Origin of the sequence: Bacteroides cutis, from assembly GCF_900241005.1 — a bacterium.
GTDB lineage: Bacteria > Bacteroidota > Bacteroidia > Bacteroidales > Bacteroidaceae > Bacteroides > Bacteroides cutis.
Genome location: NZ_OEST01000005.1, coordinates 105246 through 118463 on the forward strand (window position 1 = coordinate 105246; position 13218 = coordinate 118463).

The 13218-nt window shown below is 44.4% G+C and carries 9 protein-coding genes; 6 read left to right on the top strand and 3 right to left on the bottom strand.

Annotation, left to right across the window (positions count from 1 at the left end):
• Positions 1-31: 31 nt before the first annotated feature.
• Positions 32-1126 carry a methylmalonyl Co-A mutase-associated GTPase MeaB gene (gene meaB / locus C1A09_RS11820; protein WP_101544443.1) on the top strand — a complete coding sequence of 365 codons (1095 nt, stop codon included), beginning with the start codon at positions 32-34 and terminating at the stop codon, positions 1124-1126.
• Here the strand turns inward: meaB and C1A09_RS11825 are convergent, their stop codons facing one another.
• A complete protein-coding gene (locus tag C1A09_RS11825; RefSeq protein WP_101544445.1) occupies positions 1127-2038 on the bottom strand; it encodes a DMT family transporter in 912 nt (303 codons plus the stop codon).
• Positions 2039-2156: 118 nt separating this feature from the next.
• On the opposite strand from C1A09_RS11825, the gene C1A09_RS11830 reads away from it, so the two are divergent.
• The 4 genes from C1A09_RS11830 to C1A09_RS11850 all read left to right on the top strand — a co-directional run bounded on the left by C1A09_RS11830 (position 2157) and on the right by C1A09_RS11850 (position 6156).
• Positions 2157-2984: an AAA family ATPase gene (locus C1A09_RS11830; RefSeq protein WP_101544447.1), complete on the top strand. Its 828-nt coding sequence runs from the start codon at positions 2157-2159 to the stop codon at positions 2982-2984.
• 4 nt (positions 2985-2988) lie between these two features.
• Complete coding sequence (locus C1A09_RS11835; RefSeq protein WP_101544450.1) at positions 2989-3996, top strand: DUF4435 domain-containing protein; 1008 nt, start codon at positions 2989-2991, stop codon at positions 3994-3996.
• A 141-nt stretch (positions 3997-4137) separates the two neighbouring features.
• Positions 4138-5391, top strand: a complete 1254-nt coding sequence (locus C1A09_RS11840; RefSeq protein WP_101544452.1) for a mechanosensitive ion channel family protein — start codon at positions 4138-4140, stop codon at positions 5389-5391.
• A gap of 327 nt (positions 5392-5718) precedes the next feature.
• Positions 5719-6156, top strand: coding sequence for an HU family DNA-binding protein (locus C1A09_RS11850; RefSeq protein WP_101544456.1), 438 nt, complete (start codon positions 5719-5721; stop codon positions 6154-6156).
• Between the two features lie 101 nt (positions 6157-6257).
• On the opposite strand, the gene C1A09_RS11855 is transcribed toward C1A09_RS11850, so the two are convergent.
• The gene (locus tag C1A09_RS11855; RefSeq protein WP_101544458.1) at positions 6258-7421 is read right to left on the bottom strand and encodes a beta-helix domain-containing protein; all 1164 of its coding nucleotides are present in this window, start codon (positions 7419-7421) and stop codon (positions 6258-6260) included.
• A 72-nt stretch (positions 7422-7493) separates the two neighbouring features.
• Positions 7494-10202 (bottom strand): TonB-dependent receptor, encoded by a 2709-nt coding sequence (locus C1A09_RS11860; RefSeq protein WP_101544796.1) that lies wholly within the window; start codon positions 10200-10202, stop codon positions 7494-7496.
• Between the two features lie 235 nt (positions 10203-10437).
• Between C1A09_RS11860 and C1A09_RS11865 the strand changes: the two genes are divergently transcribed.
• Entirely contained in the window at positions 10438-13218 is a 2781-nt protein-coding gene (locus C1A09_RS11865) for a sensor histidine kinase (protein WP_101544460.1), read from the top strand.

Sequence of the window (13218 nt, forward strand, 5' to 3'; positions counted from 1 at the left end):
CATATTAATCATATTAGCACATTAAAAAAACATGGAACATCCTGAAAATAACGAAGCATACAAAGGCTTGGTTGTCAATGCGGGCATTGAACAACCGTCATCGGTCAATCCTTATCTGAAGCGGAAGGCGCGGCGTCAGCTTTCCGTAGCAGAATACGTAGACGGTATTGTGAAAGGTGATGTAACCATATTGAGCCAGGCAGTGACGTTGGTGGAGAGTGTGAAACCGGAACATCAGGCGGTAGCGCAGGAGGTGATAGAAAAATGTCTGCCTTATTCGGGTAACTCTATCCGTGTGGGTATCAGTGGTGTACCGGGAGCGGGTAAAAGTACTTCTATCGATGTTTTTGGTCTGCATGTGTTGGAGAAATATAACGGTAAACTGGCGGTTCTTGCCATCGACCCCAGTAGCGAGCGCAGCAAAGGAAGTATCCTTGGCGATAAAACCCGTATGGAGAAACTCTCCGTACATCCCAAATCATTTATTCGTCCCAGCCCGTCGGCAGGTTCGTTGGGTGGTGTGGCTCGTAAGACGCGTGAAACGATTGTGCTTTGTGAAGCAGCCGGTTTTGATAAGATATTTGTAGAAACGGTTGGTGTGGGGCAGAGTGAAACTGCCGTACATTCAATGGTGGATTTTTTCCTGCTTATCCAGTTGGCAGGTACGGGTGACGAACTCCAAGGTATCAAGCGCGGTATTATGGAGATGGCAGATGGCATTGTTATCAATAAAGCCGATGGCGATAATTTGGAGCGTGCCAAGTTGGCGGCTACCCAGTTCCGCAATGCACTCCATCTCTTTCCGGCTCCCGAGAGTGGGTGGACTCCCCAAGTCTTGACCTATTCGGGTTTCTTCAATCTCGGAGTAAAAGAAGTTTGGGATATGGTATATCAGTATATTGATTTCGTGAAAGGCAATGGATATTTTGAGCATCGCCGGAATGAACAAAGCAAATACTGGATGTACGAGACTATCAACGAACAGCTTCGTGATAGTTTCTATCATAACCGGAAGATTGAGACGATGTTGAGTGATAAGGAAAAGCAGGTATTGCAGGGCAATCTAACCTCTTTTGTTGCCGCCAAGAACTTGCTGGATACGTATTTTGAGGAGTTGAGGGGATAGTCACACTTCTTTCCCCTCTTTTTCAAAGTCTTTTCGTGACTTACTCTGTGTTACAATATATACTCCAAGGAACACCAGTGCGATTGCTATTCCTTTTTCAAGATTGAACGTTCCCAGTCCTATCATAATTGCCACTGTTGAGGCTACGATCGGTTGCATATAGTTGTACATGCTTACCACTGTGGGGCGGAGCATCCTTTGCGCAGACATGATACAGATATAAGCCAGGAAACTGCCACCTACTACCACATAGCCCACTTGCAACAGTGCAGCTGTAGAGATACCACTCCATTGGATAGCTGTCATATCATGATAAGAAAAAGGAATATAGCACATGGAAGCGTAGACAAACATCCATTTATTCAGGGTGATAGGGGAATATTTCTGCGATAACCCTTTGAATACAGTCAGGTAAATGGAGAAACTGATTTGTGCTATCAGGCAGAGTAAGTCACCCAATATATTACCATCACTGCTATTGGCACCCTGACTGCTAATGATGAGTATTAATGCTCCCATAGCTCCCACAAAAATACCTGACACTTTTTTATTGGTAACAGGCTCTTTTAGATAAATAGCAGCTACTATCATAGTGACGATAGGTAGTGTGGTGGTCACGATAGAGGCATCGATAGGAGAAGTCATGGACAATCCGAAGATAAAAACGCCTTGATTGAAAACCAATGCGAACAGAGAAGCGAAGAATATCTTCAACATGTCCCGGTGATCTACCTGTTCTCGTTTGCAAAACAGCGAAAGTAGCCAGAAACAGGCGGCTGCACCTACCATACGGAAAGTGGTGACTGACAATGCGGAGAACTCTGTCAATGCCGATTTACCGATAGGTGACATCAACCCCCATAATATATTAGCCGTTAAGGCAAATAGGTGTCCTTGTATATTCTTGTTCATAATGCAATAATCTACTAATATGACGATGCGCTAATCGTGCCAATGCGAAAAACGTCGCAAAGTTAACTAATTTCTCAATTCCTTTCTTTATATTTGTCTTGATTTAAAGCAAGAAATCATGGAAGTACAAGCCAATTATATCAAACGTATCGAAATACACGGACTGTGGCATCGGTACAACATCGCCTGGGAGCTCCGCCCGGACGTCAACATACTCTCCGGTATCAACGGAGTGGGGAAAACCACTATCCTGAACAGTTCGGTCAACTATTTGGAACAGACTTCCGGTGAAATGAAGAATGATGAAAAAAACGGTGTTCGTGTTTTCTTCGATAATCCTGAAGCGACTTTTATACCTTACGACGTGATCCGTAGTTATGACCGTCCTCTCATCATGGGTGATTTTACCGCCCATATGGCGGATCCCAATGTGAAGTCGGAATTGGACTGGCAACTCTACCTGCTTCAGCGTCGTTATCTCGACTATCAGGTAAACATTGGCAACAAGATGATAGAACTTCTCAGCGGTGATGAAAAACAGCGTTCTCTGGCACCTTCATTGTCCGCCCCAAAACGGAAATTTCAGGACCTGATTGATGAACTGTTCAGCTATACTCGCAAGAAGATAGACCGGAAGAGCAACGATATCGTTTTTTATCAGGATGGAGAACGTCTTTTACCTTATAAGCTCTCTTCCGGTGAAAAGCAGATGTTGGTAATTCTGCTAACCGTGCTGGTACGTGACGGTGACCATTGTGTACTTTTCATGGACGAGCCTGAGGCATCCCTTCACATCGAGTGGCAACAGAAACTTATCGGCATGATACGCGAACTGAACCCCAATGTGCAACTTATCCTCACCACTCACTCACCTGCCGTCATCATGGAAGGTTGGCTGGATGCGGTGACGGAAGTTGAAGAAATTTCAACAGAGATAGAACGATAGAACGATGGCTACTTCTTTAAGACACAACCTTACTTCCACTTACCTCGATGCCGCCCGCAAACTTTCGCCCAAAAGAGCCCGCCGACGTATTGTTGCGTATGTGGAGAGTTATGACGACATTGCTTTCTGGCGTACCTTGCTATCCGAGTTCGAAAACGAAGAACGCTATTTTCAGGTAATGCTTCCTTCCGCCACCTCCCTTGCCAAAGGTAAGAAGATGGTACTGATGAATACCCTGAATACAGCCGAACTGGGACGTAGTTTGATCGCTTGTGTAGACAGTGACTATGATTTTCTGTTGCAAGGTGCCACTAACATGTCACGCAAGATAAACCGCAATCCTTATATCTTTCAGACTTACGGTTATGCTATTGAAAACTTTCACTGTTTTGCCGAAAGTTTGCGTGAGGTTTGTGTGCAGGCTACGCTGAACGATCGTTTTGTTTTGGACTTTCCCGCTTTCCTGAAACGCTATTCCCAAATAGCCTATCCGTTGTTCCTTTGGAATGTATGGTTCTATCGCCTGCACGATACCCACACGTTTCCCATGTACGACTTCAACAGCTATGTCCGTTTGCAAGAGATAAATATCCGGCATCCCTACAGTGCCTTGGACCGGATGCAGCGTACAGTATCGGCAAAATTATCCGAGATGCGTGCCCGTTTTCCGAGATATATCGATCCGATAAAGAAAATGGGGCAAGAACTGGAACGTCTTGGTCTGACTCCAGATACCACTTATCTCTATATGCAGGGGCATCACATCATGGACTGTGTAGTGCTGAAGATTTTAATTCCCGTCTGTACCGTACTGCGCCGTGAACGTGAACAAGAAATCAAGCGTCTGGCAGAACACAATGAGCAGTTCCGTAACGAGCTGACCGGTTATGAAAACAGCCAGGTCAATGTAGCCGTGATGCTGAAAAAAAACAGCGGCTATAAGAACCTTTACCTATATCAGTGGTTGAAAGAAGATATACGTGAGTTTTTAGAGTTGCCTCCTGTACCCTGAGTAGGAGAAGAGGATTACTCCATAAACGGATTGATAGTTGAGTGTGCAACTAAATAGATTTTCTATAAGTACATTAATGATGAATATCAACTTAATGAAATTATTTTTTCTTCCCCTTTAGGGAAGACGAAGGGTAAAATTATGGAAATATTGCAGAGCATTGATAATCTTTTGATATCTTGGGGAATATCTCCTTCCTTGGCTGATAGCCTCGACCAATTCATCGCATTTGCGCTGGTACTTGTCATTGCGTTTCTGGCAGATGCCGTATGCCGTCATATCTTATTGAAAATAGTGGCGCATCTGGTGCGGAAGACTAAAGCTACATGGGACGATATCGTATTCGACCATAAAGTGATGGTACACCTCAGCCGCATGGTAGCTCCCGTTATCATTTATATCTTTGTCCCCGTAGCATTTGCGGAGGCGGGTTCGGCTACTCTGGCTTTTATCCAGCGTATCTGTCTCATTTATATTATCATAACTTTCCTGAGTTTCATAAACTCTTTCCTGAAAGCCGTTTATACGGTATATAGTGCCAAGGAACAGCTTCGTGACCGCCCTTTGAAGGGAATGCTCCAAACTGTTCAGGTCATCCTATGGTTTGTAGGAGCTATCGTCATCGTGAGTATCCTCATCAATAAATCGCCTGTCTCACTGCTTGCCGGTTTGGGTGCGTCGGCAGCCATCCTGATGTTGGTATTTAAAGATAGCATCATGGGCTTTGTTTCCGGTGTACAGCTCTCCGCCAACGATATGCTGAAAGTAGGCGACTGGATTGCAATGCCCAAGTATGGTGCGGACGGTACGGTAATAGAAGTCACCCTGAACACTGTGAAAGTGCGTAATTGGGATAACACCATTGTTACTATTCCCCCTTATCTGCTTGTGAGCGACTCCTTCCAGAACTGGCGCGGTATGCGTGAGAGTGGAGGACGGCGTGTAAAGCGTTCCATCAACATCGATATGACGAGTGTCAAGTTCTGTACTCCGGAGATGTTGGCGAAGTATCGTAAAATCCGTCTTTTGAAAGATTACGTAGAACATACTGAGCAAGTTATTGCAGACTATAATGAAAAGAACCATATTGATAATTCTATCCTCGTCAACGGTCGCCGCCAAACCAACTTGGGTGTCTTCCGTGCCTATCTGACCGCTTATCTGAAAAGTCTCCCCGATGTCAATCAGGAGCTTACTTGCATGGTACGCCAACTACAACCCACCGACCACGGTATCCCTATGGAGCTTTACTTCTTCTGTTCTCTCAAAGATTGGGTGCCATACGAAGGTGTACAAGCCGATGTCTTCGACCATGTACTTGCCATCATTCCCGAATTTGATTTGCAGGTATTCCAATCACCGTCAGGAAGAGACTTTCAGAGGGCATTCTCTTGATGTGTTTAGTTGAAGGAACTGCTTATATATCTGTTGCTTTTCTCATCTATACTTAGTATCTTTAAGCCCTATATCGAAAGATAATAACTACCGGAACTTTTCTTCCAAAACATCCCCATGTTATACGATAAAACATCCGGGTGTTTTATGTGAAAACATCCCCATGTTTTGGGGTACAACATCCGGGTGTTTTAGGCTTTTAGTCGTAATGTCTAAGGTACTCGGGCGTAATGTCGAAAGCATTCAGTCGTAATATCGCAGATATTCGATGTTGATATCACAAATGTTGGGTAAGAATATCTTATAAACTTAAAGATTTAAATCTGTATGTCAATGAATTATGTAGTCCGCAAGAAAGTGGACAAGAGTGGAGATAAAGAAGTGGTGCGTTACTATGCCGCATCGAAAGTGTTACAACCCGAACCGGTGAGCAACGATGAAATTGCGGCAAGGCTTGCGGAGATGAGTTCATTGCAAACGGGTGATGCACAGTCCGTATTGATACAGCTTCCAGACATCATTGCCGATTTTCTGGCAAGTGGCCGTACTGTGAATATCAAGGGTTTGGGTAACTTCTTTCCCGCCATTACCAGCGAACCTGTAGAACGGATAGAAGACTGTACGGCAGACAAGGTACGTGTTTCGCGTATTTGCTTCAAGGCGGCAAGCGGCTTTATGCAGCGTATTTACCGACATTTGGATTTGTTCAGTTTCCAGGTGCAGGATTTGAAAAAGGAACTGAAGAAGAAAGATAAGGGAGTTTAATCGCTTCTATAAAAAAACGACCTGCACATTGACCGGAGTTGTGCAGGCTGTTTTTTACCTTAATAAGACCTGGATAGGAAGAATTTGGATATCTTTCTATTTTATTTCACCCAGTTACCCGCCATCCAGTTGCACTCAGCCTTGATGTCACTGAATGAAGTATATTTCAGTGAAGTGTCGATCGTGTTTCCGGCAGCAACGAAAGCATCGTTCGTATAGATGTTCTTTTCACTTTTCAGTTCGGAGTCTACCGTCATGTTTATTAGTTTGGAAATCCCGTTCTTCAAGGCATTTTCTGTTTCGTCGCTTTCCAGGGTTACGGCGTTATTCTTGCCGCAGACTTTGGCGCCGTCAATGTTGACTTGAGTACCGCGGCGTAGACGGATACCCCGTTTGTTTTCGGTGGATCCGTTGCCTACAAGGATCAGGTTTTTCAGTGTCGGGTGCGCGATGGGAGTGGCGGTGAAGTCGTTCTCATAGTTGTCGGCTTCGATGAGGCAGTCACAGTCGTATCCTAATGTGGCTTCCGGTTCCTGATAGGCTACGAGGTTTGTGCCCGTACCTCTCCAACCTTCGGTCCAGTCGTATGAGTCGTCACTACAGCTCACTACTACCATGTTGCTGATATTGACAGTGCCGCCGAAGAACTCGAAACCATCATCGGAACCTTTGTAGGCTTCACAATGGTCAACAGTGGTGCCGCTACCTACCCCGTAGAATGTGATGCCGTTGGCTTCTTTCTCGGGATTGAAAGCGTAACCGCTGTATTCTACACGTACATATCTCAATATGCCTGAATTGTCGGTATCATTATCGCCACCATAGACCGCATCGCCGATTTCGGATACTCCCGAACCTACGTTGGTTTGCGCTTTGCCGCAAATGTGGATACCGCCCCATGCGCCGGGAGCTTTTAGGTCGCTGGTCATCACTATGGGCTTGTCTGCCGTACCTACCGCATTGATTTTGCCTCCTTGTTTGATGAGGATATAGTCTACGATATCATCGTCACCGATGGCGGTGATGGTTACACCTTCTTCGATGTTCAGCGTCGCACCGTTCTCTACGATATACTCGCCGCTCAATTTGTAGGAGTTGCCGGCTTTCAGGGTGACGTCCGAGGTGGTGGAACCTTTCAGGGTGGCACCGTTCTCGATTGCATTACCGTCAGGATTTCCATCATCTTCGTTATCACTACATGCGGTGAAGAAGAACATTCCGGCTACCAGTGCCCAAGAATACAATTTCAAATTTAAAGATTTCATAATTCAATTCGTTTAGTTAATAATGGTTTGTAATAATTGATTATACTTTTTTATTAGAGCAGGGGAGAGATCTCAGAAATTATAACTTACCCCTATCTCAAAGTTTGTTCCTTTTTTGTAGCGTTCCACTTCGATATTCTGCCCTGTTTTCGGTACATCTTGTTTGAAGACGATATCGCGGTTCAGCAGATCGTTTACCTGTGCCCTGATGCTGAAACGTTTGTTGAAGTTGTAACCGGCATTAAAGTTCAGCGTGTGCACGGCTTGTTGTTTCACGTCGCCCAGGCCGGATATGCCTACCGAATGGATGCGGCTGCCTTGAAGATTGTATAACAAAGCGAGATTCAGCAGCCGGTCTTCGCCGAAGCGGGGAGAGTAGGTGAGGTCGGCATTCACCAGGATAGGTGATGCGCCTTGCAGCGAACGTTCCTTGTTGGTATAGGCCCCACTTTCGGGTAACTTTACGTTGGTATACATGTAGCTGACATTGGCACCCAACCGCAGGTCTCGTACCAGCTGTTTGCGGAACTCCACTTCTACGCCACCTGCCATACCGTTGTCTGCATTGTGGAAAGAGTGTATCGTACTGCCGCCGTTAAGCATCTGGGTGCGCTCTATCGGCTTGTCCAAGTATTTGAAATAACCGGTAAGGGAAAGCATGTCACCATTTTTCTTGAAGAGTTCGTAACGCAAATCAAAGTTGAGATTATATCCGTTCTGTAGCTCTGCATTACCTCGTATTTGTGCCGAACCGTAGGATTCCTGATAGAGGAACGGTGCCATTTCGATGAATGAGGGACGGGTGACGGTACGTGAAACGGAGAAACGGATGTTGTTTCCTTCGTTCACGGCATACCGCAGATTTAGGGTGGGGAAGATATCGTTCTTGTCCAGGTTACGGCGTTTGGAGTACTTCTCTCCTCCGTCTGTGGCATATTTTACCCATTGTTTACTTATTTCGTACCTTACTCCGAGGTTTACCAGCATGGTTGCTATCGGGTAGAAGTCGGTCGACAGGTATCCGGCGTAAATATCATTACCTGCTTTGTAACTCTCGTAGGGATACATGTAGCGTCCTACACTGATGTTTCCGTTGGCGATGTTTTCCTGATTAAGGAAGCTGTCCGTATCATAAATATCCGTAATGGCCGGTTTCAGTTTCCTTACGTCGTAGTAAAAGCGCGTACCTGCGTAGTCGCGGTTCTTATCTTTATAGTTGAAACCTACTTTTACGGAGTTCTGTTCGTTCCATTTCCATGTCAGGCCGAGATTGGCATTCCATTCTTTTTCATTCAACTCGCCGAAATAGCGTGCGGTTTCCTGTTGGTTCAGTGTGAATAAGCTGAGGGAACCTTGACTGTTCCTGATATACATCACTTGGCGGCGATCGGGTTCTTCACTGCCGGTTTTGCCGTAAGACCCTCCCCAAGTCAGTTCCCATTGCCCGTGTTCACCAAAGTTATGTAAACCGTTCAACTGGTGGTTTTGCAAAGTATAGATGTGGGTGATGTTGTTACTGCCGGTCAACTCGTAGCCTTCGGCATCGTTACCCTCACGGCTTTGATAGGTGTCGCTGGCATTGCGGGCATAGAAGAAGGTATAACCGATACGGTCGTGCTTACGCAGTGTGTAGCCCAGATAACCTAACGCTGCCAGCTTTAGTTCGTCTGTATAACCGTTGTAGCTGAAGTTGTCCAATGCGTTTCCGTTGGCTTCCAGGGTTTTGTAGAACGCATTGTTCATGGTCTGGTGCCCGTTGCCTGCACTGATGGAGGCGATGACACTCAATGTTTGGTTGTTGATGTTGAAGTTCCTGCCAAGGCCGATGTTTCCACCCAGTTCGGGTAGGGAGGTTTTCTTGTTTACGGCAAACGAGGTATTGAATATGTCTTTGGTCTTTACGTATTCATTGAATTCCGTTCTGCTCATATCCAGGGCTGCCCGGTCCATCGACGGATTTCTGAAAAGTGAGCCGTCGCGGTCCATACGGTAGAAGTCCTTGCCTGTCGTATTGAATTTACCTCCGGTATTCAGACTGATAGTGAAGAAGTTGTCGGGTACATTCTCTTTGGTGCTGATGTCGATGTGCGCTCCGGAATAGTCGGCAAAGGCACCGGCATCATATACTTTACTCACGGTGATGTTCTGTACGGTACTCGAGGGGAAAAGGTCGAGTGGAATAAGTTTGTTGTCCGGGTTGGGTGAGGCGATGGGAAGCCCGTTCAGGGTGGTGGTACTATATCGGTCGCCTAGTCCGCGAACAATCAGTTGTCCGGCACTGGCAATGGAGATGCCTGTTATCTTTTTTACTCCTTCTTCCACATTGCTGATCCCCTTGATGCTCATCTCTTTGGCTCCCAGGTTCTCGATGGCAAGCGTCGCCTTCTGTCGTTCCATTTGCAAGGCACGTTCACCTTCCAAGTTCTTTTGGGCTATTACCGATACTTCTCCCAGTGCCTGTGCATCGTTCTCCAACTCAAAGTTCAGGATAAGAGTTTCTTTGCCTACCTTTATATTGGTGACTTGAATGTTTTTGTAACCTATGTATCGTATCTCTATGGTGTAAGTACCATTTTTTACGTCCAATGTATAATTGCCGTCAATGTCGGCTATCACACCCAGTGTGCTGCCTGATATCTGTACGGTGGCCCCGGTCAGTGGTTCTTTAGTTTGTTTGTCGGTAATGGTTCCTTTGATGGTACCTGCCATGGCAGTCATTGCAGACAGGGGCAGGAGTAAAATCAGAAAAAAAATCTTACCTAAATCCAGTTTTTTACTCATCTTTTTAATACGCTTCTTGATTAATACGTCTTTGGGTTTCATTCTTTTTTTTATTCGTTGCAAAGATGAAGTGATATTATTACGTAAGTAATACATACACTGTACGTTTCATTTTCATATTCGTTACACTCCTGTTACGCCTGCTCTTCATTGGAAAGAATAGTAAAAAAGAGTTTGAAAACTTGCATATTATACTTTTATCTTTAATTTTGTACGTTAAACCAAATTAAAAGACATGACTAATTCTTATCGTGATGACAGTGAATGTTTTCGTTGCCTTTCAAACCTCGGACGAATAGGATGGTGGGAGGCTGATTTTTCGAAAAGGGAATATCTTTGTTCCGAATACGTTTGTGATTTGCTTGGTTTGAGAGGGGAGACACTGAGCTTTTTTGATTTTGGACAGATGATACGCGAAGATTATAGGATGCGTATCAGCCGTGAGTTTCTTTCGATTACATATCTGGAAGTCTATGAACAGACTTTTCCTATTCATTCAGCGGAAGGAGTGATATGGGTAAATTCGCGTATGGGTAAGAAAGAATGCATGCCGGATGGAACATTGAAAGCTTTTGGTATATTGCAGCGTGTGAAAGCTCCCGACAATGAATTAGAGAATGATGTCATGCGTAGAATCAATGATTTGTTGTACAGGCAAAATTCTATTTCACATTCACTGTTTCGTTTTCTCGAAGACGAGGATGTCAGTTCCAGCATTTACGAGATATTGAAGGATATTCTTGACTTCTTTCATGGAGGGCGGGTTTATATCTTCGAATATGATGAGAATTATCAATATCAAGATTGTATCTATGAAGTTGTGGCACCGGGTGTGTTGCCCGAACAGGAAATGCTTCACCAACTTCCTACTGAGGGACTTCCTTGGTGGACTTCTCAAATTCTCTCAAAAAAGCCTATCATCCTGGAAACCCTGCGGCAAATACCTGCAACTGCGCGGAATGAGTTTGAAGTGTTGTCGGGACAAAATATAAAATCGTTGATGGTTACTCCTTTGGTAGCTAATGACCATGTGTGGGGATATATGGGAGTTGATTTGGTAGACCGTACAATGATGTGGTCCAATGAAGATTTTCAATGGTTGAGTTCTTTGGCGAACATTGTGAGTATTTGTATCGAATTACGTAAGAATAAGGATGACGCTGTCCGTGAACGCAGTTTTCTCAGTAATTTGTTCCGTTACATGCCTTTGGGATACATACGTTTGTCCATATTGAAGGATGCGCAGGATAAACCTTGTGATTATTTCATAACAGATGCCAATCAGCACTTTGCGGACGTATTGGGCAGACCTATGTCGGAATTTGTAGGAAAGGCAGCCTCTTATTTCTATAAAGATACTACTCAAATGCTGAACTATCTGTTGGATATATTGGCGAACGGCTCTTATAAAGAAGAGGACATGGGTTTTGAACGTACCGGGAAGAGTTGTCATGTTGTAATATATTCACCTGAAAAAGATGAAGTCGTAGCATTATTTTTGGATACTACCGAAGCTGCACAGGCTCATCAAGCATTGGACCATAGTGAGAAATTGTTTAAGAATATATTTGCCAATATACCTGCCGGTGTTGAAATCTATGATAGAAACGGGATTTTGGTGGATATCAACAATAAGGATATGGAAATATTCGGACTTGAGAATAAATCGGAGGTTATAGGCATTGATCTGTTCTCCAATCCTAATTTATCTTCCCACCTGATAGAGCGGATACGTACCGAGGATGTGGTCGATTTCCGTCTGGATTATTCTTTTGATAGACTTGACGAATATTATTCATCCACCAGAAGGAATGTAATAAACTTGTATACTAAGATCAGCAAGATATACGATAGCAAAGGTAATTTCACCGGATACGCAATGATTAACATTGATAACACGGAACGTATGGATGCGCTGAGCCGTATCTGTGACTTTGAAAATTTCTTTCTGCTTATTTCTGATTATGCCAAGGTGGGGTACGCCAAATTGAACTTATTGGATAGAAAAGGATATGCCATCAAACAATGGTATAAGAATATGGGAGAAGATGAACAGACTCCGTTGGCGGATGTAGTCGGGGTGTATGCCATGATGCATCCGGATGACAGGGGGAGGATGCTGGATTTTTTCCGGAAAGCCCGTATCGGTGAGGCAAAAGACTTTAGAGGAGAAATGCGTGTTTTACGTCCGGGTACTAAAAATGAATGGAACTGGGTACGTACCAATGTCGTAGTTAATCTTTTTGAGCCGGAGAATGGTATTATTGAACTGATCGGTGTAAACTATGATATTACAGAATTAAAAGAAACTGCCGCCAAACTGACGGAAGCCAAGGAAAGAGCTGAGACGGCAGACCGGTTGAAGAGTGCTTTTCTTGCCAATATGAGCCATGAGATACGTACGCCGTTGAACGCCATTGTCGGTTTCTCAAGCCTATTGGTGACTGAAGAGGATATCGAAGAAAGGAAACGGTATATGGCGATAGTAGAGGAAAACAATGATTTACTGTTGCAACTGATCTCCGACATTCTGGACTTGTCCAAAATAGAAGCCGGTACTTTTGATTTTGTAGAGAAGGAATTGGATGTAAACCTGTTGTGCGAGGACATTGTGCGTGTTATGAAGATGAAAATTAAGCCGGGAGTGGAACTGATCTTTGAACGCCATTTACCGGAGTGTACGATTATAAGTGACCGTAACCGCCTGAACCAGGTTATTTCTAATTTTGTGAATAATGCCATCAAGTTTACTTCCGAGGGTAGCATCTGCATCGGTTACGATCAAATTGACGAAAGCCATTTGCGTTTTTACGTATCTGATACGGGTATTGGCATTGAAAAAGAGAAGCAGGCTGAGATTTTTGAACGTTTTGTCAAATTGAACTCTTTTGTGCATGGTACAGGTTTAGGGTTGCCTATCAGTAAGAGTATCATTAAACAAATGGGAGGTACGATTGGTATAGACAGTGAACCGGGCAAAGGGTCTTGCTTTTGGTTCATACTACCGATAACGTAA